At 62.5% G+C, this 26,622-nt stretch carries 26 protein-coding genes and 2 pseudogenes; 9 read left to right on the top strand and 19 right to left on the bottom strand.

Annotated features, from left to right (window positions below; genetic code table 11):
• Nucleotides 1-92: 92 nt before the first annotated feature.
• Nucleotides 93-830: pseudogene (locus FHS78_RS18820) on the bottom strand (ArdC family protein); the annotation flags it as partial.
• A 221-nt stretch (nucleotides 831-1,051) separates the two neighbouring features.
• On the opposite strand from FHS78_RS18820, the gene FHS78_RS18815 reads away from it, so the two are divergent.
• From FHS78_RS18815 to FHS78_RS18795, 5 genes are read left to right on the top strand one after another with little or no spacing between them, the layout of a single operon-like run.
• A complete protein-coding gene (locus FHS78_RS18815; protein ID WP_066478941.1) occupies nucleotides 1,052-1,645 on the top strand; it encodes a DUF6088 family protein in 594 nt (197 codons plus the stop codon).
• Nucleotides 1,638-2,654 (top strand): nucleotidyl transferase AbiEii/AbiGii toxin family protein, encoded by a 1,017-nt coding sequence (locus FHS78_RS18810; RefSeq protein WP_066478947.1) that lies wholly within the window; start codon nucleotides 1,638-1,640, stop codon nucleotides 2,652-2,654. The genes FHS78_RS18815 and FHS78_RS18810 overlap by 8 nt, the downstream gene beginning before the upstream one ends.
• Before the next feature lie 23 nt (nucleotides 2,655-2,677).
• A complete protein-coding gene (locus FHS78_RS18805) occupies nucleotides 2,678-4,000 on the top strand; it encodes an SIR2 family protein (RefSeq protein ID WP_131389676.1) in 1,323 nt (440 codons plus the stop codon).
• Complete coding sequence (locus tag FHS78_RS18800; RefSeq protein WP_066478977.1) at nucleotides 3,997-6,027, top strand: ATP-binding protein; 2,031 nt, start codon at nucleotides 3,997-3,999, stop codon at nucleotides 6,025-6,027. The genes FHS78_RS18805 and FHS78_RS18800 overlap by 4 nt, the downstream gene beginning before the upstream one ends.
• Nucleotides 6,014-6,907, top strand: coding sequence for a 3'-5' exonuclease (locus FHS78_RS18795; protein WP_015740125.1), 894 nt, complete (start codon nucleotides 6,014-6,016; stop codon nucleotides 6,905-6,907). Before FHS78_RS18800 ends, FHS78_RS18795 begins: the two co-directional genes overlap by 14 nt.
• 18 nt (nucleotides 6,908-6,925) lie before the next feature.
• Here the strand turns inward: FHS78_RS18795 and FHS78_RS19725 are convergent.
• The 3 genes and pseudogenes from FHS78_RS19725 to FHS78_RS18785 form a co-directional block, all read right to left on the bottom strand.
• Nucleotides 6,926-7,139, bottom strand: a pseudogene (locus FHS78_RS19725) (site-specific integrase); the annotation flags it as partial.
• Nucleotides 7,140-7,182: 43 nt separating this feature from the next.
• Nucleotides 7,183-7,692, bottom strand: a complete 510-nt coding sequence (locus FHS78_RS18790; protein ID WP_066478979.1) for a GNAT family N-acetyltransferase — start codon at nucleotides 7,690-7,692, stop codon at nucleotides 7,183-7,185.
• Between the two features lie 4 nt (nucleotides 7,693-7,696).
• On the bottom strand, nucleotides 7,697-7,996 hold the full coding sequence (locus FHS78_RS18785; RefSeq protein ID WP_066478980.1) for a type II toxin-antitoxin system TacA family antitoxin: 300 nt from the start codon (nucleotides 7,994-7,996) through the stop codon (nucleotides 7,697-7,699).
• A 257-nt stretch (nucleotides 7,997-8,253) separates the two neighbouring features.
• Between FHS78_RS18785 and FHS78_RS18780 the strand changes: the two genes are divergently transcribed.
• The 4 genes from FHS78_RS18780 (at nucleotide 8,254) to FHS78_RS18765 (ending at nucleotide 12,566) form a co-directional block, all read left to right on the top strand.
• Nucleotides 8,254-8,490, top strand: coding sequence for a hypothetical protein (locus tag FHS78_RS18780; protein WP_229825708.1), 237 nt, complete (start codon nucleotides 8,254-8,256; stop codon nucleotides 8,488-8,490).
• 19 nt (nucleotides 8,491-8,509) lie between these two features.
• Complete coding sequence (locus FHS78_RS18775) at nucleotides 8,510-10,162, top strand: recombinase family protein (RefSeq protein ID WP_167095990.1); 1,653 nt, start codon at nucleotides 8,510-8,512, stop codon at nucleotides 10,160-10,162.
• 190 nt (nucleotides 10,163-10,352) lie between these two features.
• Nucleotides 10,353-11,699 (top strand): site-specific integrase, encoded by a 1,347-nt coding sequence (locus FHS78_RS18770; protein WP_089413270.1) that lies wholly within the window; start codon nucleotides 10,353-10,355, stop codon nucleotides 11,697-11,699.
• Nucleotides 11,700-11,933: 234 nt separating this feature from the next.
• Nucleotides 11,934-12,566, top strand: coding sequence for a plasmid pRiA4b ORF-3 family protein (locus tag FHS78_RS18765; RefSeq protein ID WP_089413325.1), 633 nt, complete (start codon nucleotides 11,934-11,936; stop codon nucleotides 12,564-12,566).
• Between the two features lie 28 nt (nucleotides 12,567-12,594).
• Here the strand turns inward: FHS78_RS18765 and FHS78_RS18760 are convergent, their stop codons facing one another.
• The 15 genes from FHS78_RS18760 to FHS78_RS18690 form a co-directional block, all read right to left on the bottom strand.
• Nucleotides 12,595-13,533 (bottom strand): nucleotidyl transferase AbiEii/AbiGii toxin family protein, encoded by a 939-nt coding sequence (locus tag FHS78_RS18760; RefSeq protein WP_089413271.1) that lies wholly within the window; start codon nucleotides 13,531-13,533, stop codon nucleotides 12,595-12,597.
• Nucleotides 13,523-14,149 (bottom strand): type IV toxin-antitoxin system AbiEi family antitoxin domain-containing protein, encoded by a 627-nt coding sequence (locus tag FHS78_RS18755; RefSeq protein ID WP_089413272.1) that lies wholly within the window; start codon nucleotides 14,147-14,149, stop codon nucleotides 13,523-13,525. Before FHS78_RS18755 ends, FHS78_RS18760 begins: the two co-directional genes overlap by 11 nt.
• A gap of 77 nt (nucleotides 14,150-14,226) precedes the next feature.
• Nucleotides 14,227-14,535: a DUF736 domain-containing protein gene (locus tag FHS78_RS18750; protein ID WP_089413273.1), complete on the bottom strand. Its 309-nt coding sequence runs from the start codon at nucleotides 14,533-14,535 to the stop codon at nucleotides 14,227-14,229.
• Nucleotides 14,536-14,538: 3 nt separating this feature from the next.
• On the bottom strand, nucleotides 14,539-14,796 hold the full coding sequence (locus FHS78_RS18745) for a DUF2274 domain-containing protein (protein WP_089413274.1): 258 nt from the start codon (nucleotides 14,794-14,796) through the stop codon (nucleotides 14,539-14,541).
• A 10-nt stretch (nucleotides 14,797-14,806) separates the two neighbouring features.
• Entirely contained in the window at nucleotides 14,807-16,102 is a 1,296-nt protein-coding gene (locus FHS78_RS18740) for a TraB/TrbI/VirB10 family type IV secretion system protein (RefSeq protein ID WP_089413275.1), read from the bottom strand.
• Nucleotides 16,102-17,136 carry a P-type conjugative transfer protein TrbG gene (gene trbG / locus FHS78_RS18735; RefSeq protein ID WP_089413276.1) on the bottom strand — a complete coding sequence of 345 codons (1,035 nt, stop codon included), beginning with the start codon at nucleotides 17,134-17,136 and terminating at the stop codon, nucleotides 16,102-16,104. Before trbG ends, FHS78_RS18740 begins: the two co-directional genes overlap by 1 nt.
• Complete coding sequence (trbF, locus tag FHS78_RS18730; protein WP_089413277.1) at nucleotides 17,133-17,831, bottom strand: conjugal transfer protein TrbF; 699 nt, start codon at nucleotides 17,829-17,831, stop codon at nucleotides 17,133-17,135. Before trbF ends, trbG begins: the two co-directional genes overlap by 4 nt.
• Complete coding sequence (gene trbL / locus FHS78_RS18725; RefSeq protein WP_089413278.1) at nucleotides 17,828-19,159, bottom strand: P-type conjugative transfer protein TrbL; 1,332 nt, start codon at nucleotides 19,157-19,159, stop codon at nucleotides 17,828-17,830. The genes trbF and trbL overlap by 4 nt, the downstream gene beginning before the upstream one ends.
• A gap of 16 nt (nucleotides 19,160-19,175) precedes the next feature.
• Entirely contained in the window at nucleotides 19,176-19,901 is a 726-nt protein-coding gene (trbJ, locus tag FHS78_RS18720; RefSeq protein WP_089413279.1) for a P-type conjugative transfer protein TrbJ, read from the bottom strand.
• Entirely contained in the window at nucleotides 19,891-22,356 is a 2,466-nt protein-coding gene (trbE, locus tag FHS78_RS18715) for a conjugal transfer protein TrbE (RefSeq protein ID WP_167095988.1), read from the bottom strand. The genes trbJ and trbE overlap by 11 nt, the downstream gene beginning before the upstream one ends.
• Nucleotides 22,350-22,607 carry a VirB3 family type IV secretion system protein gene (locus tag FHS78_RS18710; protein WP_089413281.1) on the bottom strand — a complete coding sequence of 86 codons (258 nt, stop codon included), beginning with the start codon at nucleotides 22,605-22,607 and terminating at the stop codon, nucleotides 22,350-22,352. The genes trbE and FHS78_RS18710 overlap by 7 nt, the downstream gene beginning before the upstream one ends.
• Nucleotides 22,604-22,954 carry a TrbC/VirB2 family type IV secretion system protein gene (locus FHS78_RS18705; protein ID WP_089413282.1) on the bottom strand — a complete coding sequence of 117 codons (351 nt, stop codon included), beginning with the start codon at nucleotides 22,952-22,954 and terminating at the stop codon, nucleotides 22,604-22,606. The genes FHS78_RS18710 and FHS78_RS18705 overlap by 4 nt, the downstream gene beginning before the upstream one ends.
• A gap of 16 nt (nucleotides 22,955-22,970) precedes the next feature.
• Complete coding sequence (trbB, locus tag FHS78_RS18700) at nucleotides 22,971-23,951, bottom strand: P-type conjugative transfer ATPase TrbB (RefSeq protein ID WP_089413283.1); 981 nt, start codon at nucleotides 23,949-23,951, stop codon at nucleotides 22,971-22,973.
• Nucleotides 23,944-24,453, bottom strand: coding sequence for a hypothetical protein (locus FHS78_RS18695; protein WP_089413284.1), 510 nt, complete (start codon nucleotides 24,451-24,453; stop codon nucleotides 23,944-23,946). Before FHS78_RS18695 ends, trbB begins: the two co-directional genes overlap by 8 nt.
• A gap of 13 nt (nucleotides 24,454-24,466) precedes the next feature.
• Nucleotides 24,467-26,494 carry a conjugal transfer protein TraG gene (locus tag FHS78_RS18690; protein ID WP_089413285.1) on the bottom strand — a complete coding sequence of 676 codons (2,028 nt, stop codon included), beginning with the start codon at nucleotides 26,492-26,494 and terminating at the stop codon, nucleotides 24,467-24,469.
• Nucleotides 26,495-26,622 lie beyond the last annotated feature (128 nt).

Genomic DNA, 26,622 nt, shown 5'->3' with positions numbered 1-26,622 from the left:
AGCGCTGCGGCCGGCCCGGATAACGCCTCCGTCAGTCCTGTTGCATCGACGTCAAGCAGGACACTGACAATCGGTGCAGACTGTCAAGATAAGGCAATCATCTCCTCGAAAGCGTATTTCTTCGAGCCGAACGAGCCGGTCAGATCGCGGTTGAGGCGGCTATGATGGCCGCTGGCGTGACCCAGCTCGTGCAGGGCTGTGCGGTGCCAGTTGATAGGCTCGAAATAGGCTTGCGGAGGCGGCACCTGCACATAGTCGAACGAGGGCATGTAGAAGGCGCGATCGCCGCCAATGCGGAAGTCGATGCCGGTGGCATGGATCAGCGCCTCGACCCGAGGTTCGATCAGGCCCGGCGGCGGTGGCGGCGCGACTGCCGTGATGTCATCGGGAAGGCCATCGCATTGTGCGGCATTAAAGACCGTGAACCGCTTCAGGAACGGTATGGCATGCGCATCCTCACCCGTCTCGCGGGCACGGCGTATCTCGTCCTCGGGAGTGAAACGGTCGGCATAGACAACGGTGGTGCCACGCTCGCCCTTTCTGACATTGCCGCCAAGCGAAAGGGCTTGGCGGAAAGTCAGCCACGCCTGACCGGGGAAGCCGTGCTGGATGACAGCTCCCCAGAGGATCAGGATATTGATGCCGGAATAGATCCTGCCGGTTGAAGCATTTCTCGGCAGGCCCAGCGGGGCGGTATCGGGCGACGCACCCCAGGGCTGGACCCAGGGTAGCCGGCCTTGCTCCAGCTCGGCGATGATCTTGTTGGTGATGTCGGCGTAAAGGTTGCTGCGTCCGCCACCTTGCGCGGGGCTGCGATCGTGTCTGGCCATCGGGATGATCTCCGCGACGGGCGCCGGAAGTCTCTCCTCCAGCCCTCAACCCGTCACGGAAAATCCGTCCGCACTCTCACTCTGAAGGGGGCGTTGCGGGGATCTCCCCGCAGAAGGGGTAGGCAGAGACCAAGGCTCGGCCGCAGGGGAAGGCGTTCCCCTATCCGGACTTCCTTGAAAACTGTCAGAAACTCGCATATATTTCCGACAGGAGAAAGACGATGACACGGCTGACCGAACAAATTCTGGCCCATGCGACGGGACTGCCCGAAGGCGTCCCCGTGTCCGCCAAGGGCCTGCTCCACCTTGGAAACCGGGCGGCCGTGGATCAGGCATTGTCGCGTCTGTCTGAGCGCGGGCAGCTCATCCGCGCCGGTCGTGGCGTCTATCTGCGCCCCATCACCAGTCGGTTTGGCACGCGCGCACCGTCGGTCGAGCAGGCTGTCGAGGCCCTCGCGACCCAAAAGGGGGAGATCATCGTCTCGAACGGCGCCGCCGCGGCGAACGCGCTTGGCTTGACGACGCAGGTGCCCGTCCGCTCGGTCTATCTGACCTCCGGGCGCAGTCGAAAGATGCACCTCGGCAAGCAGGTCGTCGAATTGCGGCACGCGCCGCGCTGGCAACTGGCCCTGGCCAACCGCCCGGCGGGGGAGGCCGTGCGGGCGCTGGCCTGGCTCGGCCCCGAAAGGGCGGAGGCCGCGCTCACGACATTGAAACGGAAGATGCCGCCCGGCGTGTTCGGCGAACTGGTCGCCGCCGCGCCGCAGTTTCCGACATGGCTCGCACAGAGCGTCGGAAAGGCGGCCTATGGCTGACGTCTTTCTCCAGCTTTCGGCCGAGGATCGGCGTGACGCGTTGGGCGTCGTCGCCGACCGTTCGGGTCGTCCCACCCATCTTCTCGAAAAGGATGTGTGGGTGGTGTGGGCGCTGGCGACCCTCTACGCGGCACCGCTCGGCGAGCATCTGGTGTTCAAGGGCGGCACGTCGCTGTCGAAAGCCTATCAGGTCATTCGCCGGTTTTCGGAGGACGTGGATCTGACCTACGACATTCGGGCGATTGCGCCCGATCTGGTTGGGGACAATGGCGAGGGTCTGCCGAAGACACGAAGCGAGGAAAAGCGCTGGTCCAGCGAGGTCCGTCGGCGGTTACCGGCATGGGTCGCGGAAACCGTGCAGCCTGTGATCGAGACCGGACTGGCCGCCGAAGGTCTGGCGGCGGCCGTCCGCGTCGAGGATGAGAAGCTCTTCATCGACTATGAGGCGACCGCAGCCGGGTCCGGCTATGTGGCTCCAAGCGTCATGCTGGAGTTCGGCGCGCGCTCGACGGGCGAACCCGCGAGCTTGCGCGACGTCGTCTGCGACGCGACCGGCCTGATCGAGGGGCTGCTCTTCCCGACGGCGCGGCCGCGCGTCATGCACGCGGAGCGGACGTTCTGGGAGAAGGCGACCGCCATCCACGTCTTCTGCCTCCAGGAGCGGCTGCGCGGCGACCGCTTCGCGCGACATTGGCACGATGTTGTCCGACTGGACGAAGCCGGCTTCGCGGAAGCCGCTTTTGCCGATCGCGACCTGGCCAACGCTGTCGCTCGGCACAAGTCGATGTTCTTCGCAGAGAAGGCCGCCGACCGCACGCCGATCGACTATGCAGCGGCTGTCAGCGGCGGCTTGCAACTCGTGCCGGTCGGCGATGGCGCGAAGGCGTTGGAGGATGACTATGCCCGCATGGTTGAGGATGGACTGCTCTTCGACGACGAGGAGCCGTTCGAAGCGCTCATGGCGCAGTGCGCTGATATAGCCGCGCGCGCGAACAGAGCAGCCAAGTAAGAAACTGGGAGGACCGGGGGTATATGAGCGAAGTCGAAGAAGAGCGAAAATTCCAGTTTCTGCGAGACGGCGATGCCGAGCCATCTGAACTAGACTGGAACAAGGGGATCGAGAGCGCCCGCAAGGCGATTTCCGAGGCCATGAACGCCAAGAATATCGCATTTCTGCTCGGCGCCGGATGTTCTTCCCTGATGAAGGACAAAAAGGAACTCGGCATTGCGACCATGGCGCCGCTGGCCAAGGAGTTTTGCGGCGAAACCATCGAGGCACGCGCGGCGGGATTCTACAGCGATCCGCCAACAGCCGGCGCTGTACCGGCGCCGTGGCGGCTAACCAAAGACGAACTCGACTATCTCGATGCGCTCGGGGTCGACCTGGCGAAGGACTACAGCCGTAACCTGGAACGCTTGATGGAAGTCCTGTTTGCGCAACGGTTCGTGCTGCGCCAGAGCGAGAATCCCGATCTTCACCCCTATCGCGCTGTTCTCGACGGCATCATCAAGAAGGTCCAGGACTTCCTATGGACCCGTGTCACCCAAGGGGCCTTCGCCACGGAGGGCGACACGACCGTGCGCGACCTCTACGAGCGTTTCTACAAGAAACTGGTCCTACGCGATCGGTCCTTGCCCCGGCCCTGGGTGTTCACGACCAACTACGATCATTTCAGCGAATTGGCGATGGATCGCCTGGGCATTCCCTATGCCAACGGTTTTTCTGGCGTCGTAGAACGCCGCTTCAACCCGGCGATCTTCCGCTATGCTCTGGCCGAGCAGCTCGACGTCGCCAGCCGCAAATGGACCGCCGTCGACGCCTTCGTCTATCTCTGCAAATTGCATGGTTCGGTCACTTGGACCGAGGACGATCATGGCCTGTTCCCGATCAAGGAGGTCTGGCCGCCGGAATCCTCAAACCAGATGCTGATCTATCCGACGCCGGCGAAGCAGAACTCTTCGCTCGGCTCGCCCTACGCAGACCTGTTCCGGGAATTTCAGTCCCGGATCGTGCGCGAGCAGAGCGTTCTCATCACGGCCGGCTACGCCTTCGGCGACGAGCACCTGAACAACATCATCTATCAGGCTCTGACGATCCCGACCTTCCGCTTGGTGATCTTTGCGGCGCCCGACACGGAGGGAGAGATCGCCAAGCTGCGGGCGCTGCGCGATCCGCGCATTTGGATCATTGGAGGCAATGGCCCTGCCGACGGGACGAGGGCGCACTACTTCGACATGATCGTCGAGCATTTCATGCCCCAGCGCCCCAGCGACAGGATTGATGATGCCGTCCGCAAGGTGTTGTCGGAGCTGGCGCCGAAAAGGGACGACGAGACGAAGGATGGCGAAGCATGAGCCACGACGATCGCAAGCGGGCGATCGGCAAGGTGGTCTCGGTTGCAGCCGACCGCTTTGTCGTCGAGATGCACGTCGGCACCGATAACTTCACGGTCGTCGGCTTCGACGACGTGCATTATGTGGCGCGACTGGGATCATTCCTGATGATTCCGTCGCAGTCGGAATATGTCGTGGTCGAGGTTGTCGGCCTGCGTGAGCGCGATGCGAGCACGCCTTCCGAGCGGGGCGATTTCGACCGGGCCGGCTCCTCGAAATATCTGGACGTGGTGCCCGTCGGCATGTTGCCGATGCGCGGCGGCGCGTTCCGCTTCGGTGTGTCGGTTTTCCCGTCTCTGTATGCGGACGCACTGTATGCGCTGGATGGCGAGCTCGATCGCATCTTTGAGACCGAGACCGCCGTCGAGCCGTCAGTCGGCCCGGATGGCGGCGCTTGCCAACCCGAAGGGGCCACGCGCTATCGGGTTCTACCGATCGGCAAGTCGGTGGTGTTCGAGGACTACGACGTCAAAGTTCGTCTGAACGAGTTCTTCGGCGGTCATGTCGCGGTCCTGGGCAATACCGGCAGCGGTAAATCCTGCACGGTCGCCTCGGTCTTGCAGTCCCTTTTCAGCAAACCGGACGAACATCACGCTCGCGGAGCGACGTTTATCGTCTTCGACGTGAATGGCGAGTATCACGAGGCGCTTTCTCCTTTGGCAAAAGACGGCGGCATCGGCGTCCATCGCGTAATCCTTGATGGGACGACCGCTGGCTTTCGGATGCCGCATTGGTTCCTGGAAATGGCAGAGTGGGAACTGCTTTTGCAGGCGAGCGAGCGAACGCAACTGCCGGTCCTTCGGACGGCGTTAGGTCTGACAAGTCTCTTTCATGCCAACACGCCAGACGCTCTGGCTCTGCGCGAGCACTTTGTCGCCACTTGCATCATCGAGTGCTTTCGAGGTGCGGATGGCGACTCCCCAGTGTCGAAGTTTCAGCGCGTCGTTTCTCTTCTTCAGAAGTATCCGACGAACGATCTGAATATGGCGTTGTTGAACCGCTTCAATCCGAATTTTCAATACGGAAATTTTTCTGGCAACAACCAATCGGCATTTCTGGATGAAGTAAGGAAGAAGCTCCGGGAGGATGCTCCCTTACCAGCCTACAATCGGACGCCGTTCTCTTTCGATGAGCTGCACGAATGTCTGGATTTCGCGATCCTTTATGAGGAGGCTCACGGCAACCGCCAAATCCGAGATTACTGCTCTTCCATGGTCACGCGGCTCAGATCTCTCCAGGAGAGGACCGAATATGCCTTTTTACGTCACGAAGGAGCTGACGTTGGTGCGGCTGTAAGCGATCTGGAATTCTTGACCAACATCGTCGGTCTGGGAAGGGTTGTTGGCGAAGCGTTCACCAAACGCAATCAAGTCATTATCATTGATCTGAACTCCGTCGAAGATGAAATCGTTGAGTTGGTCAGTGCGGTCATCGCACGCATGCTTTTTCGGTTCCTTCGCCATGCGGAACCAAGAAACCGTTTCCCGATACATCTGCTCCTCGAAGAGGCTCACAGGTACGTTGCCTCAACGCCCTCCCGGTTTTCCATCGACGCAACCAAGATATTCGAGCGCATCGCCAAGGAAGGGCGCAAGTACGGCATGTTCGTGCTCTTGGCATCGCAACGCCCGAGTGAACTGTCCAAGACGGTTCTCAGCCAGTGCTCCAATTTCCTGGTTCACCGCATCCAGAACCCCGACGATCTTTCTCAGATTCGGCAGATGACGCCGTTCATCTCGGATTCGGTCTTGAAGCGTTTGCCGTCATTGCCTCGGCAGCACGCGCTGGTGTTCGGAACATCGGTCAATCTCCCGACGACATTCAGGGTGCGGGAGGCATCACCGCGGCCGCGCAGCGACGATACCGCCGTGGTCGATTTGTGGTTCCACGAAGAAGGTCGAGCCGCCGACATTCGACTCGCTCCGGCCGATACCGCTGGAGGGGAGCCGATGGCAGTAAACGAAGCTTCAGACGATGACATCTTCTGACCATCTGGAGACCCTGGCGCAGGCGCTGGAGGCCACGGGAGACTACCGGGTCATCCGGCGTCTCAAACCGCGCCCTCGCATCGTTCCTCCGCCAGGCACGCCGCTGCGCCTCGGCCTGGTGGTCGATGTGGAGACCACGGGGCTCGACCCTCAGCGCGACGAGATCATCGAACTCGCCATGACACCATTCAACTACGGCTTGGATGGCACCATTTTCAGCGTGGGCGACAGCTTCCAAGGGCTGCGTCAGCCGAGCAAGCCTATCGCCCCGGAAATCACCGCGATCACGGGCATCACCAACGAGATGGTGGCCGGCCAGATTGTTGATCCCGCAGCGGTAGCCTCATTCGCAGCGCCGGCTTCGCTCGTCATCGCGCACAATGCGGCGTTCGACCGCCGCTTCCTCGAACGATTCAACGACGTGTTCTCGACGAAGCCGTGGGCATGCTCGCTCAGCCAGATCGATTGGGCAGCAGAGGGGTTCGAGGGCACGAAACTCGCCTATCTCGCTCAGGCCGCCGGCTTCTTCTACGACCGCCACCGCGCGATGCACGACTGTCTTGCTACGGTCGAGTTGTTGGCGATGTGGCTGCCCCGATCTGGCGCTACAGGTCTCAGCCGTCTCCTGGACGGCGCTCGTACCGTTTCTTGGCGAATCTGGGCGGAGAACGCGCCCTTTGACCTCAAGGATGTCCTTAAAGCGCGGGGGTACCGCTGGAACGGCGATCCCGGCCCGCAGCCGCGCGCCTGGTATATTGACGTTCCCGAGGCTCAGTGCGAGGCCGAACTACGGTTCTTGAGAACGGAAATCTATCGGTATGAGGTCGATCCCCCGGTTCGGCGGATCGATGCTTATGATCGGTTTTCAGACAGGATCTGAGTGCCGTCGAACGCCGGGCTATTGCATGCCCTTCCGGCACTTCTTGGCAAGCGTGGCGGAGACGAACTTTTCCCTTTTCGTCATGTCGGCGCGCTTTTCCACCATGTAGTGCCTAGCAGTCATGCTTCTCGCAGCTGGCATCCTGCAACGCGTGGTTCTGGAGGCGGTCGCGGATTTCCTTCGAGATCCTCGCCTTGCCGGTCACCGTCTTGAATGTCCGGCGCAGGTCCTTGCCTCAATTTAGCAAGGAAGACGTCCACCAAACATGGGGCTATTCACCTTCCAGCCTCACGGAGCGACGCAGCAATATCGCTGATCGAGCGAAACAGGACCAGTTCATCATCTCTGGTAGGCTCTAATCCTCGGCGCTGCCAGAATTCGGCAGCCTCCCCGTCGACGGCGTTGACCATCAATGCCCGCCCACCGATCAGCGATGCGGCCTGAACGCACCGTTGGAGGGCGTGCTTCACAAGGCCAGTCCCGATACCCAACCCGGCCGAGCCGATATCGGTCGCGAGCTGACCAAGCAGCATGCAGGGAATTGGATTAGGCGGCTGTCCCGTCCGGATGGAGCGCGGTAGCACCGATGGCACAACGGCTGTTGGTGCAAGGCCGTAATATCCCACCACACGCCCTGCCTCATGCACGACGAGAACGGCGGTAAAGCCCTTCTGCTGATTGGAGAGCGCGCGGGTCTTCAGCCAGTGGTCGAGCGTCGGCTTGCCACAGGAAAATTGGGAAACATCGTGGGCGGCGGAAAGCAGCTCGGGTCCTGAAAGCAGCAAGGGATTACTGTTTCGCTGCGTAGCCGGGCTCCCACGGCGCAGGCCGCTTAAGCACTTCAACCATCTCCGGAACAGGAGCAACCGGACGCGACAGCACATCCATGAACTGGGCAAAGCCTTCCGGGCTCATCCGGATCAGGCCCTGCTCCATGACGACCTCCTCGGCCGCGCGCACAGCGGCGTCGCGCACGAAATCGGTGCGCGAGCGGCCGCGCAGGCTGGCAGCACGATCGATCATGGCAACATCGGCCTCGGGCAGACGCATTGAGATCGGATATTCCTTGCGTTCGGCAGTGTTGGCCATGGCGATTCTCCTTGGTCGGAAGATGGCATCTTGTATCTCTAAATACAATACGATAAAGTCGCATCCACAAGCAACAGCTTCCGATGGGGTAGTATCGAGGCGAAAGATGACGGCGACAGCGATCGATTCCGACAGGTCATTTCACTATGCCACGGCTCGCCAGACTACGCCGCCGCACGCCATGACACGCGTCGGCATACTGATCGCCGCCGAATGTTCGCCTGTAAATTCCATTGCTTATGCCGAGCATGGGACGAATGCTGTCAGTTATGACCTTGCGAGCCCCACAAAACACAGCAAAGATTACAGGAGCCGAGCGCGAAGCGCTGCTCGAATCTTTGCTGCTGGACGAGCCGGAGTTGACGTTTACGCCGCGCGGCATTCCCGACCCTCGCCTTCTGCGTCTGGTCGGCATCCTGGCAAAGCAGGCGGCACGGGAATGCTTTGCAGAGGAAGTGACGTTATCCAGGCAAAGGAGGAAGCGCACCTCCTGATGCGGATAGGAGCCATGTTTTGAAAGTCGCGATCTACGCCCGTTATTCTTCCGACAATCAACGCGACGCTTCCATCGCCGACCAACTTCGCATGTGCCGCCTCCACGCCGAAAAGCAAGGCTGGCACGTCGTCGAAGAATATACCGACCACGCAATCTCTGGCGCTTCGCTGATCCGTCCGGGTATCCAGGCTCTGATGACCGACGCCATGGCCGGTCGTTTCGACGTGATCCTCTCAGAGGCAATGGATCGCCTCTCGCGTGATCAGGAAGACATCGCCGGAATCTTCAAACGCATGTCCTATGCGGATGTGAAGATGTTCACCCTGTCGGAGGGCGAGGTCAGCCATCTGCATGTCGGCCTCAAGGGCACAATGAATGCCCTCTTTCTCAAGGATCTTGCCGACAAGACCCGCCGCGGCCAGCGCGGCCGTGTCGAGGCTGGCAAATCGGGTGGCGGCAATTCCTATGGTTACGATGTGGTCAAGAAGCTGGACGCCAATGGCGAACCCATTCGCGGCGACCGCACCATCAACGAAAACCAGGCCGCCGTCGTTCGCCGCATCTTCCACGACTACGCCGCCGGCAAGTCGGCCAAGACCATCGCCTTTGCACTGAACAAGGACGGCATTCCGTCCCCTTCGGGCGGCGACTGGGGTTTCAGCACGATCAACGGTAACCCGAAGCGTGGCAACGGCATCCTCAATAATGAGATGTATGTCGGCAAGATCGTCTGGAACCGGCAGCGCTTCGTAAAGGACCCGAACACCGGAAAGCGGCAGGCGCGCCCCAACCCGGAATCGGAATGGGTCATCCAGGAGACGCCAGAGCTCCGGATACTCGACGACGATCTCTGGAATGCCGTGAAGGCACGGCAGGAGAAGAACAAGCTCACCCGCGACGACAACGGAAGCACGGATGTCCGCACCGTCAATCATCGGCGGCGCCCCAAATACCTCTTCTCGGGCCTCACCAAATGTTCATGCTGTGGTGGCGGGTACTCCGCGATCTCGGCAACGCTGATCGGATGCTCTACAGCTCGAAACAAGGGCACCTGCGACAACCGCGTCAATATCCGTCGCGACGAGTTGGAATCGCGCGTGCTGAATGCGCTGCGCACCAGACTCGTTGACCCCGAGCTGTTTGCCCATTTCTGCGAGGTGTTCACGCAAGAGATGAACCGCCTACGAATGGAAGGCCGCGTCGGTATTGCCTCCGCGGAAGCCGAGATCGCGAAGATTGATCGGGAACTCGAAACCCTTCTCAACCTGATCCTTAAAGGCGGCGCTGCCGACGCTCTCAATGCGAAGATGGTGAGCTTGGAAAAGCGGAAGAAGGAACTGGAACTGTTCCTGGCCGAAGCTGACGAGCCGCCGCCCCTGCTGCACCCGAGCATGGCGCTGCAATACCGCAAGCGCATCCAGCAGCTCTACGAGTCGCTTCAGGATGAAGAAGAGGGCAAGCGGGTAGAGGCAGCGGACACCATTCGCTCGTTGGTAGATCAGATCGTGCTGACGCCTGTTGAGGGCAAGGTGGAGATCGACGTTCAAGGCGATCTTGCTGGAATCCTTACGATTTCTACGCAAACGAAAAACCCCGCCGGAGAGCGGGGTGGATCGCAAGTAAAGATGGTTGCGGGGGCAGGATTTGAACCTGCGACCTTCAGGTTATGAGAACGATTCGCAACAATTTTCTCACGCTGGACCATAGTGGCGGAAACTTCATAACACGCTGAATAAACGGGCTTATTTTGACTCAACAAGTTTGATAGACTATGCGGCAGATAGCGCGAATTTGCCTCCAAGTGGTACCTATATGGTCCCTGGAACCCTCCGGCATGAAGCGCAAATCAGGAGCCGCACAATGCCGAAACTTACCAAACGCGTCGTCGATTCCTTGAAGCCCGAAGCCGCCGAAGTTGTCCATTGGGACGACGAGTTGCCGGGCTTCGGCGTGCGCGTGCACCCGACAGGGCGGAAGGCCTATATCGTCAAATGCCGCTGCCGAGGCCGGCAGATCAAAATGACCATCGGCCGGCACGGCTCGATCACCGTGGAACAGGCCCGAACCAAAGCGCGCGGGATCATCGCGGACGCCAAGGAAGGCTCCGACCCCTCCGCCCAGTATTCCCGCATGCGGAAGTCGCCCACCATGAAGGAGTTGGGCCAGCGTTTTCTCGACGACTATGTTCCCACGCACTGCCGCAAGACGACCGAGCGCGAATACCGCCGGTCGGTGGAGCTGTTCATTAATCCCAAGATGGGAACGCGCAAGGTTATAGACATCGACCGGTCCGATATCGCGAAGTTCCATCACGACCTGCGCGACAAGCGTTATCAGGCCAATCGATCCCTTGGCGTGCTCTCCAAGATGTTCAATCTCGCCGAGATTTGGGGCATTCGTCCCGACGGCTCGAACCCCTGTCGGCATGTCAAGAAATACAAGGAAGTGAAGCGAGAGCGCTTCCTGTCGGACGCTGAATACAAACAGCTCGGCGACGCGCTGCGGCAAGCCGAAGTGGAAAAGACCGAAACCCAATCGGCGATCGACGCCATATGGCTGCTCATGCTCACCGGCTGCCGCCTGGGCGAAATCATGACCCTCAAATGGGACTACGTCGATCTCGACGCACGGGAGCTTCGGTTGCCGGATTCAAAGACCGGCCCCAAGACTGTTCACCTCGGTTCCGCCGCCGTAGAGCGGCTCAAAGGGATCAAGAAACTCGAAGACAACGAATTCGTCATTACCGGGAAAAATCCTGGAGCGCATCTGACGGACCTACAGCACCCGTGGCGGCGCATCCGAAAGTCAGCCAAGCTCGACGGCCTCCGGCTCCATGACCTGCGCCACTCCTTCGCCAGCCGCGGCCTCCTCGTCGGCGAAGGCCTGCCCATGATCGGCAAGCTTCTCGGCCATACGCAAGTGCAAACGACGGCGCGCTACGCGCATCTTGCGAATGACCCGATCAAATCTGCGGCAGATCGGATCGCAGAGAAGATATCGGATTCCGCGAACGGCGACGGCAAGGAAATACCGGAGGTTTCTTCCGCGGACGCGCCTGACGACCATAGTACGGACGATTTCTCTGAGAAAATCACGCCCCATCTGCAAGCCATCGTAAAGGCGTTGACCCGCCAAGCCGCACGGGAGACGTTCAAAAGCCAGCGGAATGGGCGCGGCTCAGCGCCCCACAGCGACGATGAGATTTGATGAAGGGGCCTTCGCGGATTTGACAGAGGCTCCCGTCCGCTCGCACGCCATGAGAGAAAAAGGCGTCTTGGCCCGTCCGAGCCGAATAACTTTCCCATGAATACCGGGGCGGGCTAAAGATCGATGACTTTGTCGAAATCGGCGAAAGCCATGTATGAAATATGGCTTTCTCCGACTCAAGCAAACGACGAGCTGCTGATTCGCTCCGGACGCCCGAACGAAAGAACCATGTTAATGCCGCCTGCCAAACCCGCCGAAGGCCTTGAAAGCTTCAACGAAATCGCGACCATTCGCGTCGAGCTCGAAGATATCGAACCGCCCATCTGGCGCGAAATGGAAGCGCCAACGTCCATGACGCTCAAGGCGCTGCACGAGACCATCCAACAGCTCATGGGCTGGTGCGACTATCACTTATGGGAATTTTCCGACGAGAATTACCGCTATATCCCGCCCGTGGACGACATGGATTGGGGGGATAAGCCCTGCCGCAAGGCCGGCTCGGTGCGCCTGCGCGACATCTGCAAAGACGACAAAACCGTTCTTACCTATGTCTACGACTTCGGCGACGACTGGCGCATGAACGTCTCTGTCACCGATATCCGGCAAGGCGATCCGGACACAAGCTATCCGCGTTATCTCGGCGGCGAACGCGCGGCGCCGCCGGAAGACTGCGGCGGCGTTCCCGGCTTTTACGAACTGCTCGATGCCTATGGCGATCCCGAACATCCGGACCATGAGGAGGTGCGCGAATGGCTGGACGAGCGCGACCCGCATTTCTTCGACGAACTGCCGATCAAATATGCGCTTTTACGCATCGCCAATCGGCGCAATGCCGCCCGTAAGAGATTACGCCCGAAGGCGACATGACGTGATTGTGGGGCCTGGCGGCAAGGCTTCATCGCGGTGCAGGCGATATCGCCTTCCATGGCCCGCCATCGGCCCATCTGAGATTGAATTCGCCGCCGGTTACTACTGCTTTGATCGCCGGCATCGCGAAATCCGCGATCTCGTTGATTGTTTCGCCGAGAGTCGGCGCGGCGATCAGCAACGGCTCGCGCCTGACGAACGCCGTCCATTGGCGTTGTTTGACCTGGTTCCCCGCGAATTCCTGAGACAGACCATCGGGCGGCGTCGCCGGAATAATCGTCCCACGGCGATCAAATGTCGCCCGGATAGCCGAAGCAAGGACCCCGCCTTCGAAGGCAAACAGTCGCGACAGCACGAGCAGATCGTAAAAATCCTTCATCCGGCTGTTGGCGCGGCCGAGCGCGACAATCGCCTGAAGCTTTTCGGCGACGACGGTTTCCTTGGGATAGGCTTTCAGGTGCGGCCCCTTGGAGGAAAGCAGCGGCGGGAATTCCAATTCCTGCGCCGCGGGCGTGATCGCGTCGCCGAAGCCGATATCGATCTGCACAGGGATTCTGGTCTTGCCGAGAAAGGCCATCGTTTTCACGCGAACGCCGCCATATTCCTGATCCTCGCGGATCGGTTCCGCATTCAGCCCTTCGGCGTCGAACGCCAATCCGTCTTCGTCCTCCGCCACGATCCGGCAGATCGCACGGAATGTCTCTTCGATCGGCGCTATGTCAGGATCGCCGTATCCAAGAAGGTCAAGGTCCTGCGTCGGCCGAAATGGATCCTCAAGCCAAACTGTAAAGAGCATGGCCCCTTTCAAAACGAACCGCTCTCGATAGGGAGAAACACTGAGCCGATGGAGCAGCCGTTCGATGGCGTAGCGGCGCAATATAAGTTGGTAGTCCGTGCCCTTCTCCCGCGCCACATTACGAAGTCTGGCGAGGACAGATGCCGGAATATTGGCGGGCTTATCCTTCATCGGCGACGACGCTTTCGAGATAGGGCCGCACCACGCTCCAGATGCGTAGCGCCTGAGCGTACCGGACAATGTCGTCGGGCTTTGCCTTGCGAGAGCGCCAGCCCATGCGCAGCGCCTCAAGCGCCACGTCGAGGCCGACGGTATTCCGGAAACGGAAGCAATCGACGATGGTTTTCGCAGGATCGAAGATGCGCACCGGTACGGAATCGATGGTGTGAGTTTCAACGCCGAGCCTCAGCGCCTTCTCGCCGAAGCGGACGACGCGGAGTGGCGGATAGTCGAGCGCCGGCTTGCGGTCTTTGGAGCCAATGGCGATCCAGACGCTGCGGGGAAGCTGAAGCGTGATCTCGTGAAACTGGAGCGCCGAAATCAGGCAGATCACCCCTTTCGGGACGCGCTTGGCGACTTCGGCAAGATTGTGCGCCGCTTCGATATCGGCGCCGAAGAGCTCGTAAAGCCCGCGCGACGGCTTTTGCAGGACGCCCTCTTCGACCAGGCGCGCCAGCGTCGCCGGATTCACCCCGTGGTCCTTCAGGTCAGATAGGCGCATAATGCCGTGCCGTTCGATGAGGCTGACGGCGAGATCGCGCTGCGTGGATTGACGGGGCTCTTCCATGTAACGAATCGTCGGTTGTTGCGTGTAACTTCCGACATATTGTTACATCAGAAACAGGACGTCCCGCAAGCAAAATCCTACCCCTCCCGCCGATTCCAGACCAGGAACGCCGCGCCATCCTCTTCGAACAGAGCCGCGCGGATGGGCTCGGGGAAGCTCGGGTCGTCGAGTTGGACGCTGAGATAGTCGCGCGGCGCCTCGCCGTTGGTCCTGGCTTTCCAGGCGGCGCCGAGCTCGGCTCGGCCGGCGTAGACGCGGAAGTCCGGAGCGCCTTCGCTTTTCTTCGCATCATTGGCGACGATCTTCGCCTTGACGTTAACCGTCAGAGTCCGGATCGTTCCGACATAGCCGTCCTTGCCGGCGGTGAAGCTGCCTATCGTAGCCATGGTTCAAATCTCCGTTGCTTTGGTTGATTGGGAAGATGAGCGTGCGTTTTCGAGCTCTTTGCGCGCCCGCTTGAAGCCGGGGTCGGCGTTCATGAACGCCTCCAGCATGAAGGGAATGAGATCGGCGACGCCCTCCTTGTGGCCGTAGGTGCGCCGGTAGATTTCGGCGTAATCATTGAGGGCGGCTTTGAGCTCGGGGCTCGCGGTGAAGGCGATCTTCGCTGGCTCGCGGTCGGGGAGTTTGTCGAGCTTGAGGGTCATCGGCGTCTCCTCATCCGCGGTAAGGCCTGAGCACCAGGTCCGAATGCACGATGATGCGAAGCGGCCAGCCGGGCCGGATGGTGATGGTGGGCTGGATGCCCAAGTTGCGTTCGGTGATGCGCTGGCCGACACGGTTGGCGCTGTCCTGGGTCGACTCGCGGATCGCCTTGACGAGATCGCCCTCGTCGTCGCCGAAGGAGAGCTCCGTCCCGACGCCGAGAAGCGTCGAAAGCACGATTCCCTTCAGGAGCCGCCAGGTATGGAAATCGACCTCGTCTTCGAGGCCGGCATAACCCGCAACGTCCGTAGCCGGCAGATTGTCGATCACGACCGAGGACCCGTCGGGCATGATGATCCGTTGCCAGACGACCAGCGCGCGACTCTGCCCGAAGGCGATGACGCTGTCATAGGTCCCGATGATGCGCGCGCCCTGCGGGATCAAGAGATAGCGACCCGAAACCGTGTCAAAGACATTCTCAGTCACCTGCGCGATGACGCGGCCTGGCAGGTCAGAGTTGACGCCGGTCACAAGGCTCGCCGGGATGATGGTCCCCGCCATCACCTGGTAGGGCGAGGCCGGGTCCTGAAGCGCGTGGGGGTTATAGATGTTCGTCTCGACCCCCTGCTTCAGGAAGTCGAGCTTGCGGCCCTGGAGGTTCTGGTCGTTTTGGAGATCGAGCCCGAGTCCTTGATCGCCCTCCGCCGCGCTGAGGCCATTGAAGGGATTGCGGTCCGCCGGGCTTAGCGCAGGAGTCGCGCTGCCAACTGTGGCCGGCGTATTCGCCGCGCCAGCCGTCCGCGTCGAGAGCTGGAAGAAGACGCCGGATTCGCGGCCTTGGCTCGCAAGCCGCGCCTGGCGGATGCGCTCGGCGCGGGCTGCGTCATCCTCCGGGTTCGGACGGAACGGCAAATCGGGCGACGGCCCGACGCCAAGCTCGCGTTCCTTATCCAGTATGGCGCCGCCGAGATCGCCCGGCAGGGGCGGTCCGAGTTCGACCGGTTTCGGCAGATCACCGTAATTGCGCGGTAGGCCTTCCAGCCCTTCGGGCGTCGGCGTGTTTTCGGTTCGGATGAGCTCACGGCCGGCTTCGTCGCGGTCGAACAAGCGCGGCGGATCGAGGGCGAAGATGGTCGCGCCGAAGATCAGAAGAAGCCCCGTGCCGGAGAGCAAAATCAGCACACGGCGGTTGATCCGTGTCACCGGGCGCGGCTTGGCGCGCAGAGCGAGCGCTTCCGCATCGACCTTGGCGGCGCTGGCATCCGGCGGAATGGCATGCCTCAGTTCGTCGTCGCAGGATGGCGCCATCAGCGGTCTCCGGCGTCGAACGCGCCGACGGTGTCGGACCGATCACGGCTGGTGACGTGGGGACGGCCATCGGTGCGGGTGATGCGCACGACCTGTTGCGGGTCTTCGCCGAGCCGGAGTTCGGCGGCGGCGAAGAGGCGATCGACAATGTAATAGCGCCCGCGCACCCGGTAGTTGACGAGCAGGTTGTCCCCGTCCGGCCCGACGACGAAGAGCGGCGGCGCCTCGCCCTGGTCAAGCCGCGCCGGGAATTGGATATAGACCTTGTGCGTATCGTCGAAGACGCGAACCGGCCGCCAGGGCGGACTGTCACCGCTCACGGCATAGCGGAAGCGCAGCTTGTCGATATCGAGGCCCGTATCGACGACTTGGGTAACGGCCTTTTCCGCCGTTCTGTTGTCCCGGCGAAGCGCCAGAAGCGCGTCATGGGGATACGTCCAGGACGCCGAGGCCATATAGGTCTCGGGCGTGCTCGTAAGCTCCAGATGATAGGCGCGTCGGTCGGTGATGATGACGAGATTGGTCTTGAGGTCTTCCTTGATGGGTTTGACCAGCACGTGGGCGCGGGCGTTTTCTCCACCGCCGCTCACCGTGTCGCCGATGACCCAGCGCACCGTATCGCCGGCGGAGACGGAGACGATCTTCTCGCCCTTCTGAAGAGCGATGTCGCTTACCTGGCTCGGCGCCGTATAGACCTGATAGAGCGCACCCTCCGTATAGGGATAGACCTGAATGGCGTTGATATAGCCATCCGCGCTCGGCTCCATGGCGGCCGCAGCATTGGCGTCCTCGACCCGCTCTTCCGCCGAACGTGTGTCCGGCGCCGGCGGCTCGCCGCCCTTCGGCGCAGGCTTCAATTGCCCGGGCAATGGCAGCGGCTCGGGCAGCGTGACGATGCGGACGGGACGTGGCGGCTCGGCGGCGAGCGTCGCCGCATCGAAATCGGCGCTGTCGTAGCTGATCTCGGGCGGAAGCTCCTTGTGGGCGCAGGCCGCGAGCAAGCCGGAAATGGTGAGGATAGCGATTTTCTTCATTGGTTGTCTCCGGGGATGTGGTCGCGGCTCCAATTGAGCGCGCGGACGTAGATGCCGAGCGGGTTCTTCCTCAGCGTCTCTTCGGTGCGCGGGCGCTGGAGGAGAATGGAGAGAACGGCGGTGTAGCGGGTCGTGCCTGCGAGCGATCCGTTCTCGAATGTTTGTTCGCGCCAACGCACGTCGAAGCTGCCCGCGGACGAGCGCACGACACTCGTCACTTCAACGGTGACGGTGCGCTGGCCGACTTTTGAGAAGGGATCGTTCTCGCGGGCATATTCGTTGAGGGTGTTCGCGGCCTCGATTGTGGTGAAGTCATAGGCCCTGAGCCAATTCTGGCGCACGACGATCGGATCGATCGACAGTGAGCGGACATTCTCGATGAAGCGCGCCAGGGTGTAGGCGATCTGGGCGTCGGTCGGCTCATAAGCGGAGATGGCCGGCCCGATGGCGCGCACCTCGCCGAGTTTATCGACCTCGACCACATAGGGCGTGATCGTGCTGCGGCCCGCCTGCCAGACAACGCCGCCGGAAAGACCGACCGCAAGCGCCAGACAACCGAAGGCCATGAGCCGCCAGTTCCTAGCCTGAACGCGGGCGGAGCCGATCCGCTCATCCCAGACTTGCGCCGCCTTCTGGTAAGGCGTCACCGGTTCGGGCGTATTGCCATAGGTGGTGGTCGATCTCTTGAACATCATTCGTCATCCCTGAGCCGTGGGTTCTCGCCGGATACGGGCCGGTCGCCGTCTCGGACGGTGTGCGCGGCAACGCTTACGCCCTCGCGCATCCGCTGCTCGCGCCGCAGCCTTTGCGCCCAATCCGGCGCGCCGCTCGCTGCCGCGGTCGCGGCCGGGATATCGGTTCCGCCGGGAAGTGCGCCGCCGGTGGCGGTGAAGGCGCCGCGCGCGCCATCGGAAAAGGACCGGCGAACGCCGGCGGTCGCCCGGTCAGCGACGTTGCGGATACCCTGTCCGACCGCGCCGACGCCAGCGCGGGCCATGCCGGCGACGCCGGCCGCGACACCCGCTGGACCTGAGCTACCCGAGGCGCCGCGCCCGAGGCCATAGGCGGTGCTTGCTCCGCCGGCGACGGAGGCGGCCGCTCTCGTCGCACCGCTCACCCCAACTCCGAGTGCACGGGCTCCACCCATGGCGAGACCGCCGGCCGCCGCGCCGCCAAGCGCAAGACCTGCGGCGGACCCGACGACGGCGCCGGCGCCGAGTTGCGGCGCGCCGGAGACGAGGCCTGCCGCGATGCCGGGGCCGAAGATCCCGAGCATGAAGATCGCGAGTGCACCAAGCACGGTCGAAAGCGCCTGCTCGATGGTGATGTCGCCGCCCGAGAACGACGCCGCAAAAGCGCCGAACAGGGTCGAGCCGATCCCGACGATGACGGCGAGCACCATCAGCTTGATGCCGGCGGCGATCACGTTGCCGAGCACCCGCTCGGCGAGGAACGCGGTCTTGTTCCACAGCGCGAAGGGCACGAGCACGAAGCCTGCGAGTGTCGTCAGCTTGAATTCGAGAATGGTGATGAAGAGCTGGATCGCGAGAATGAAAAAAGCCAGGAGCACGATGAGCCAGGCGACCATCAGCACGGCGATCTGCACGAAGTTTTCGAAGAAGGCTATTGGGCCAATGAGGTCGCTGACTTCCGCCAGCAAAGGCTGCGCCGCGTCAAAGCCGGTCGCCGCAACGAAGCCGGGGCGCATCAGGTCGGCGGCGCTGATCGGCGCACCGGTGGCGCGCAAGCCAAGGCCTGCGAACGAGTCGAAGATGACGTTCGCGAGGAATGCGAAATTGTTCAGGATGAAAGCGAAGGCGCCGACATAAAGCACCTTGCGTACTAGCGCCGGGATAACCGCCTTGTCGTCGGCCAAGGCCCAGAAGAGGCCGGCAAGCGTGATGTCGATCCCGATCAGGATGGTCGTGAGGAAGGCGACGTCCGGCGTCAGCAAGCCGAAGCCGGAATCGATATAGCTGACGAATGTATCCGTGAACTGATCGATGACGTTGAGGTCGCCCATCGCCTGTGCCCCTTAGTTAGCGCCGCGTATAAGCGTCGCCGTCGCCCATGAAACGCACGAAGCGGGCGCGCGCCTGTTCGTGGGCGGCGAGGCTCCGCGCGCGCTCCAGCGCGTCGGCCCGGGCCGAAGCGGCAAGAAGCGTCTGAAGCTGCATGGTCTGCTTGGCGGCAAGCGCCGTGAGCTGATTGCCCGCTTGTGCTGCCTGAAGATTGCCGACGGCGCCTTGGCTTTCGGCTACAAGCAAGTCGAGCGTCACCGTGTCGGCGCGGACCTGCCCGACCACTTCGGCCTGAACCTCCAGACTGTGCTTGAAGCCTTCGCGCGCCAGGGTCCACGCCTCCTGCGCATCGGCGACGATCTGCGAGGTCGAGACGGCCGCCGCATATTGTTCGGGGAAGAGCCGGCGATATTCGCTGTCGATGACCGAGACCTGATAGGCGATCCCGCGGGCGGTCGTGATGAGACCGTCTACGCGCGCGAGGGAGGTCCGAAGATCGGCCGCTACAGAGGTCGGTAGGGTGGTGAGATTCTGCGCCTGGTTGAGCAGCATCTGCGCTTCGTTGGCGAGCTGTTGGACCTGATTGTTGATCTGGATAAGCGTGCGCGCCGCAGTCAGGATGTTCTCGGCGTGGTTGGCCGGGTCGTAGACGACATCGCCAATGCCGAAGATGGCGTGGGCATTCTGGACCGGTCCCAAGGACAAGGCGATGGCGGCGACGGCCGCCAGGAGCTTACGTTTCATGGGTTTCCTCCGTTTCGGGATGGTTCGGGGTTTGGCGGTCGGCCGCGATAAGATCGGCCGCCCAGTCGAGGCCCTTGGCGCGCAGCCAGGAGTCCGCGAATTCGTCCTCGCCATGGGCGGCGATGAGTTCGTCCATCAGGGCATGATCCTGTTTGGTCGAGGTGGCGGTGAATGCGAGCGCGACGGTGCCGAGGCCGAGTTCGAACAGCCGGTTGCCGAGGCGGGACTGGAAGTAGTAGTCGCGCTTCGGCACGGCGCGGGCGACGATGTCGATCTGCCGGTCATTGAGGCCGAACGCCTCGTAGACCGCTTTCGCCTGGGGCTCGATCGCCCGGTCGTTGGGCAGGAAGATGCGGCTCGGGCAGCTCTCGATGATTGCCGGCGCGATGGAACTGCCGGCGATGTCCGACAGGCCTTGCGTCGCGAACACGACCGAGACGTTCTGCTTGCGGAGCGTCTTCAGCCATTCGCGGATACGCGCGGCGAAGGCCGGGTTGTCGAGGAAAAGCCAGGCCTCGTCGAGAATAAGCAGCGATGGCCGTCCATCGAACTGCGTTTCGAGGCGGTGAAAGAGATAGGTGAGCACGGGCAGCACCGCGCCCGCCTCGTGCATCAGCTCCTCCATCTCGAAGCATTGGACGGCGCCTAGGATCAGGCGATCATCGTCGGCGTCCAGAAGCCGACCATATGGTCCTTCGAGCGTATAGGGCTGGAGCGCCTGTCGAAGCTCGGTACGCTGCAACAGCGTCACCAGCCCCGTCAGCGTGCGTTCCGGTTGGGGCGCCGCGGCAAGATTGGACAGCGCCGACCACACCGCATCCTTGACCTCCGGTGTCACCGCAACGCCTTCGTGCGCAAGAAGCCCGAGCACCCATTCCTGCGCGAAGGAACGCTCGCCGGTCAGATCAATTTTGGCCAGTGGCTGGAAGGCGAGCGCGTGCTTGACGCCGTCCTTGGCCGCGCCGAGGTCGAACCAAGCGCCACCCATGCCGAGCACGGCGGTGCGCGCCGACCCGCCCTTGTCGAAGATGGTGATCTGTGCGTCCTCGTAACGGCCGAACTGCAGCGCAATCAGCGCCAGCAGCACCGACTTGCCGGCGCCCGTCGGACCGACGACAAGCGTGTGGCCGACATCGCCGAAATGCGTGACCAGCCGGAACGGCGTCGTGCCGCCCGTCCGGACCGTTATGAGCGGCGGGCCGCCCAAATGTTCGTTGCGCGCCGGTCCTGCCCAGGTTGCCGATAGCGGCATCATATGCGCCAAATTCAGTGTGTTGATCAGCGCGGCCCGCACATTGGCGCAGACATGGCCGGGCAAGGATGAGAGCCAGGCCTCAACCGCGTTGGCGCTCTCCTCGATGGTGGCGAAGCCGCGCCCGTCGATCACGCGCTGCGCGGCGCGGACCTTCTCGCGGACCGCATTTGCGTCCTCGTCCCACACGACGAAAGTCGTCGTGACGTAGCCGTATGAGACGAGATCAGCGCCAAGCTCCTGAAGCGCCGCGTCAGCGTCGGCCGCCTTATTGTCGGCGTCCGTATCGACCAGCGCCGACTGCTCGTTGGTCATCACTTCCTTGATGATGGCGGAGATCGACTTGCGCTTGGCGAACCACTGCCGGCGATAGCGCTTGATCGCCTTCTCGGCCGCCGCCTTGTCGAGGGGGATGAACCGGGTCATCCAGCGGTACTCGAAGCCGAGCCCGTTCAAGGCATCGAGCAGCCCCGGCGTTGTCGAACCCGGAAAGCCGAGCACGGTCAGCACGCGAAGATGTGCCTCGCCAAGCATCGGCGCGAGGCCGCCGGTGAGCGATGTGTCGACGAGAACCGCATCGAGATAGGCCGGCGTCTCGGGAACGGCCACGGAAAGGCGCCGGTTCGAAATGCAGTTGTGCAGATAGGTCAGTGTCTCTTCGTCATTGAGCTGCGCCACCTCGGGCATGAGCTCACCGAGCAGATCGAGCGCCCGGTTGGTTTTCTGGACGAATGCATTGAGATGGTCGCGATAATCGAGGCCACGGCGCTCGCCTTCGCTTTCGATCAAGAGCTGCTCAGCGCGGCCGATATTTTCGGCGGGCGGTAGATAGGTGAAGGTGAGAACATAGCCGCTCTCGAACAGCGCTCCGGACTCTTCGAATGCCGCGCGACGCTCCTCGTCCACAAGCCGAGACACGGGGTCCGGAAACTCTGAATGCGGATAATCTCGGGCGGGATGACGCTCGGCTTCAAAGAACAGCGCCCAGCCGGAGCCGAAGCGGCGCAACACATTGTTGATCCGCGCGCAGACGGCGACCAGTTCGGCTTCCGTGGCGCTTTCGAGGTCGGGACCGCGAAAGCGCGCCGAACGCTGAAACCCGCCGTCCTTGTTGAGGATGACGCCGGGCGCCACAAGGCAGGCCCAGGGAAGATAGTCGGCCAGCAGCGCCGGGCGTTTTCGGTATTCCGCCAGATTCAGCATGAGAGATGCCCCTTGTGGCGGGTATGGCGGACCAGGACCTGCATGAAGGCTGGGTCCTTGCGCGCGGCGTAGACGGCGACCGCATGGCCGACGATCCAAACGGCAAGTCCCGCGAGCCAAAGCTGAAGACCGAGCCCCAAGGCCGCGGCGAGCGTGCCGTTGACGATCGCCACCGTGCGCGGCGCGCCGCCCATCAGGATCGGCTCGGTGAGCGCACGGTGAAGCGGAATCTCGAAGCCCTCGACGCTCATGAAATCAGCGCCCCGCCGCCGAAGGAGAAGAAGGAGAGAAAGAAGCTCGTCGCCGCGAAGGCGATGGAAAGGCCGAAGACAATCTGGATCAGCCGGCGGAAGCCGCCACTCGATTCGCCGAAAGCGAGCGACAGACCGGTGATGACGATGACGATGACGGCAATGATGCGCGCGACCGGCCCTTCGATGGACTGAAGGATCTGGGTGAGCGGCGCTTCCCACGGCATGCCCGAGCCGGCGGCGTGGGCGGCGTCCGACCAGACGAGCGCGAGCCCGACGAGGAGACTGGTGAAGAGAGCCTGCCGGTATGGGAACCTGGAAGAGATATCGGGCGTGAATAAGTTCATATGAAGCTCTCCTGGATTAGGCGGTTGGAACGAGGTGAACGGGCGTGAGCGGCGACAGACGGTAGTCGCCATTGGCATCGAGGCCTTCGAGCGCAGCGACGGTCTCGACGCGGCGGCCCGACCCGCGCCCCGTCAGGAAAACGACGATGTCGATCGCCTCGGCGATCAGCCGGCGCGGCACGGTGACGACCGCTTCCTGAATGAGTTGTTCGAGGCGGTAGAGACCGGCATGGGCGGAGTTGGCGTGAAGCGTCGTGATCCCACCGGGATGGCCGGTGTTCCACGCTTTCAGCATGTCGAGGGCTTCCGCCCCGCGCACTTCGCCGACGATGATCCGGTCGGGGCGCAGGCGCAGTGTCGAGCGCACGAGATCGGCGAGCGAGGCGACGCCTGGTTTCGTCCGTAGACTGACGCTGTCTTCCGCCGCACAATGGAGCTCGCGCGTGTCCTCGATGAGGATCACCCTGTCGCCGCTGTCGGCGACCTCAGCAAGGAGCGCGTTGACGAGCGTCGTCTTGCCCGAGCTCGTCCCGCCGACCACGACGATGTTCTTGCGCGTCTCGACCGCCTCTCGCAGCGCCTTCGCCTGCAGCGGCGTCATGATCCGGGCTTCGACATAATCGGTGAGGCGATAGAGCACGCGGGCAGGCTTGCGGATGGCGAAGCACGGCGCCGGCGAGACAGGCGGCAGCAGGCCTTCGAAGCGCTCGCCGCTTTCGGGCAGCTCGGCCGAGACGACAGGACGCTCGCGGTGGCATTCTTGGCCGATATGGCTCGCGACCAGGCGGATGATCCGCTCGGCCTCGGCAGCGCCGATCCGCTTGCCGGCATCGATCCGGCCGTCGCCATGACGGTCGATCCAGAGTCGGCCGTCCGGATTGACCATCACTTCGATGACGGCGGGATCGGCCAGCGCTGCCGCGATCGCCGGTCCCATGGCGGTGCGCAGCATGGTGCGCTGACGATCAAGCGTGCTCGGATGGAAGCGGTCAGTCATAAGCCGCACCCCCGTTGGGCTTCTTTGTGTCGGCGGCGCCTGCTTCTCGCACGGCGCGCAACGCTTCGACTTCGGCCTCGGTGAAGAAGTCGCTCTCCTTGGCGCTCACTTCTTCGAGCACGTCGCGGATCATGTTCTTGCCACCGGCGAGGCGTCGTGCGAGCTGGCCGATGAAATAGTCGAACCGCTCCTTGCCGAGCGCGCGGGCGGCGTCCTGGTCGGCGTTCGGCAATGGCGGCGTGACGGTGAGAAAGAAGCGAATAAAGAGCGCCAGCGTTTCGGTCGTGACCGAGAGATTGCGCTCCAGCCGGTCATATTGCCTTGTCATCCGGTCGAGCCGCCGGATGAGCGCACCGTCGCGCTGATCGTCGAACTCTTTCGAGAAGAAGCCGAGAAGCGCCGCCTCGACCACGGCCGCCTTGGTGACGCCAGGCCGCTTGGCGGCGATTTCCACTTTGTCGAAAAGCTCGTCTGAGACATGAACGTTGAGGCGGGGTTTCATGGACGAGCTCCCTCTAAAAGCTCGGAATCAGGTCGTCGTCGGCCTGGTCTATGGCGTGGGCGCGTTGGACCACGGCAGCGTTGCGTGCGAGCTGTTCCATCCGCCTGGCGTCGTTGGGGTCGAATTCGTCGTCGAGAAGCCCGGCGTCGGGCGCTTTCTCAGGTTCCGCCTTGGCGGGCGCTTCATCCGGCAAGGCGGGATGGCGCTTAAGGCCGCCATCATCTTCATCGCCGTTCGAAACGAGCTCCGACCACGGCTTGACGAGATCGGCGTGGGAGCCGCGCACTTGGTCCCTCCAGTCGTCGGCGCGGGATGGCGGACAGTCCGCAAAGGGACCGTCCGCCACGAGCGCGGGCGGGGGGCACACCCGGCCCGTGAAGTTGGCGTCCTCGAAATAGCGGAGCTTCTTCGCGCGGATCGGCGGCTGACCGGAGACCATGACGATCTCTTCGTCAGGCGAAAGCTGCATCACTTCGCCGGGCGTCATCAGCGGCCGCGCCGTCTCCTGGCGGCTCACCATCACATGGGCGAGCCAAGGCGCGAGCCGGTGGCCGGCATAGTTGCGCTGCGCGCGCAATTCCGTCGCCGTGCCGAGCGAGTCCGAGATTCGCTTCGCCGTGCGCTCATCGTTGGACGCAAAGGCCACCCGCACATGGCAATTGTCGAGGATCGAATTGTTCTCGCCATAGGCCTTGGAAATCTGGTTGAGGCTTTGCGCGATCAGGAAGCTGCGAATGCCGTAGCCGGCCTTGTAGGCAAGCGCGCTTTCGAAGAAGTCGAGCCGCCCGAGCGCCGGGAACTCATCGAGCATCATCAGGAGCTGGTGGCGCCGCCGCTTGCCGGCCTGCCCTTCCAGCCGCTCGGTCAGCCGCCGGCCGATCTGATTGAGGACCAGTCGCACCAGCGGCTTCGTCCGCGAAATATCCGAAGGCGGAATGACGAGATAGAGCGAGACCGGCCGCTCGGCGTCTACCAGATCGGCGATGCGCCATTCGCAGGCGCTCGTTGTCTCCGCCACGGTCGGATCGCGATAGAGCCCGAGAAACGACATGGCGGTCGAGAGGACGCCCGAGCGCTCGTTCTCCGACTTGTTTAAAAGCTCGCGCGCGGCCTGCGCGACGACAGGATGGACCTGCGGCGCCTCGTCCGTTCCCAGATGATTGGTGCTCATCATCACGCGGAGCGTCCGCTCGAAGGAGCGCGCCGGGTCGGAAAGGAAGGCGGCGACGCGGGCGAGCGTCTTCTCCTTCTCGGCATAGAGAACGTGCAGGATCACGCCGACAAGGAGCGCGTGGCTGGTCTTCTCCCAATGATTCCGCCGTTCGAGCGCGCCCTCGGGATCGACCAGAATGTCGGCGATGTTTTGAACGTCACGGACCTCGAACCGGCCTTTGCGCACTTCGAGGAGCGGGTTGTATTTGGCGCTCGCGGGATCGGTCGGATTGAACAGGAGGCAGTGCGAGAATCGCGAGCGCCAGCCAGAGGTGAGCTGCCAGTTCTCGCCCTTGATGTCGTGAATGACGGCGGAGTGCGGCCAGGAAAGTAGCGTCGGGATAACAAGGCCGACGCCCTTGCCCGAACGGGTCGGGGCGAAGCACATGACATGCTCCGGCCCGTCATGGCGCAGATAGCGGTCCTTCAGCCTGCCGAGGAACACGCCGCGCGGCTCGAACAGGCCGGATTTGCTAATCTCGCAATTGGCGGCCCAGCGCGCCGAGCCGTAGGTCGTGACCAGCCGGGCCTGCCGCGCGCGCCACAGCGATCCGATGATGGCGACGACAACGCCGAGCATACCGCCGCCCGCCGCCATCGCGCCGGCGCGGTTGAAGACCCCCGGCGCATAGGCCTCGTAAGCGTACCACCACTCGAACAGCCGCCACGGAACGTAAACGGGATAACCGACGACATGGAACCAGGCCGGACCGAGCCGCGCTTGATAGCCGAACTCGGCCGCCGTCCACTGTGTCGCGCCCCACACCGCGCCAATGACGATCGCGAAGACGAGGAAGATTTGGCCTATGAGGAGTCTGGTTGGTGTCATCGATCCTGCGCCGTTGTCGGAGCCGAAGGCTCGGGTAAATTCCGGCAAAGGATCGTGACGAAATCACATGTGAATCAAGGCAATCACTTCCAGTGTCATCCAAGAACGGAGAATAGAGGAAACTATAG

The organism is Parvibaculum indicum, assembly GCF_011762095.1.
Lineage (GTDB): Bacteria > Pseudomonadota > Alphaproteobacteria > Parvibaculales > Parvibaculaceae > Parvibaculum > Parvibaculum indicum.
Note: the sequence above shows the minus strand (reverse complement) of the source record. Positions and strands in the feature narration are given on the sequence as shown.

Bases quoted from the DNA above. Each gene is read 5' to 3' on its own strand.
- trbG (WP_089413276.1), bottom strand. From the start codon at position 17,136: ATGAAGAAAATCGCTATCCTCACCATTTCCGGCTTGCTCGCGGCCTGC.
- FHS78_RS18795 (WP_015740125.1), top strand. From the start codon at position 6,014: ATGACATCTTCTGACCATCTGGAGACCCTGGCGCAGGCGCTGGAGGCC.
- FHS78_RS18765 (WP_089413325.1), top strand. From the start codon at position 11,934: ATGCCGCCTGCCAAACCCGCCGAAGGCCTTGAAAGCTTCAACGAAATC.
- trbJ (WP_089413279.1), bottom strand. From the start codon at position 19,901: ATGAAACGTAAGCTCCTGGCGGCCGTCGCCGCCATCGCCTTGTCCTTG.
- FHS78_RS18815 (WP_066478941.1), top strand. From the start codon at position 1,052: ATGACACGGCTGACCGAACAAATTCTGGCCCATGCGACGGGACTGCCC.
- FHS78_RS18690 (WP_089413285.1), bottom strand. From the start codon at position 26,494: ATGACACCAACCAGACTCCTCATAGGCCAAATCTTCCTCGTCTTCGCG.
- FHS78_RS18740 (WP_089413275.1), bottom strand. From the start codon at position 16,102: ATGGCGCCATCCTGCGACGACGAACTGAGGCATGCCATTCCGCCGGAT.
- trbE (WP_167095988.1), bottom strand. From the start codon at position 22,356: ATGCTGAATCTGGCGGAATACCGAAAACGCCCGGCGCTGCTGGCCGAC.
- FHS78_RS18710 (WP_089413281.1), bottom strand. From the start codon at position 22,607: ATGAGCGTCGAGGGCTTCGAGATTCCGCTTCACCGTGCGCTCACCGAG.
- FHS78_RS18780 (WP_229825708.1), top strand. From the start codon at position 8,254: ATGCTGTCAGTTATGACCTTGCGAGCCCCACAAAACACAGCAAAGATT.
- FHS78_RS18770 (WP_089413270.1), top strand. From the start codon at position 10,353: ATGCCGAAACTTACCAAACGCGTCGTCGATTCCTTGAAGCCCGAAGCC.
- FHS78_RS18705 (WP_089413282.1), bottom strand. From the start codon at position 22,954: ATGAACTTATTCACGCCCGATATCTCTTCCAGGTTCCCATACCGGCAG.
- FHS78_RS18785 (WP_066478980.1), bottom strand. From the start codon at position 7,996: ATGGCCAACACTGCCGAACGCAAGGAATATCCGATCTCAATGCGTCTG.
- FHS78_RS18805 (WP_131389676.1), top strand. From the start codon at position 2,678: ATGAGCGAAGTCGAAGAAGAGCGAAAATTCCAGTTTCTGCGAGACGGC.
- FHS78_RS18755 (WP_089413272.1), bottom strand. From the start codon at position 14,149: ATGGAAGAGCCCCGTCAATCCACGCAGCGCGATCTCGCCGTCAGCCTC.
- FHS78_RS18695 (WP_089413284.1), bottom strand. From the start codon at position 24,453: ATGAAACCCCGCCTCAACGTTCATGTCTCAGACGAGCTTTTCGACAAA.
- trbF (WP_089413277.1), bottom strand. From the start codon at position 17,831: ATGATGTTCAAGAGATCGACCACCACCTATGGCAATACGCCCGAACCG.
- FHS78_RS18745 (WP_089413274.1), bottom strand. From the start codon at position 14,796: ATGACCCTCAAGCTCGACAAACTCCCCGACCGCGAGCCAGCGAAGATC.
- trbB (WP_089413283.1), bottom strand. From the start codon at position 23,951: ATGACTGACCGCTTCCATCCGAGCACGCTTGATCGTCAGCGCACCATG.
- FHS78_RS18760 (WP_089413271.1), bottom strand. From the start codon at position 13,533: ATGAAGGATAAGCCCGCCAATATTCCGGCATCTGTCCTCGCCAGACTT.
- trbL (WP_089413278.1), bottom strand. From the start codon at position 19,159: ATGGGCGACCTCAACGTCATCGATCAGTTCACGGATACATTCGTCAGC.
- FHS78_RS18810 (WP_066478947.1), top strand. From the start codon at position 1,638: ATGGCTGACGTCTTTCTCCAGCTTTCGGCCGAGGATCGGCGTGACGCG.
- FHS78_RS18750 (WP_089413273.1), bottom strand. From the start codon at position 14,535: ATGGCTACGATAGGCAGCTTCACCGCCGGCAAGGACGGCTATGTCGGA.
- FHS78_RS18800 (WP_066478977.1), top strand. From the start codon at position 3,997: ATGAGCCACGACGATCGCAAGCGGGCGATCGGCAAGGTGGTCTCGGTT.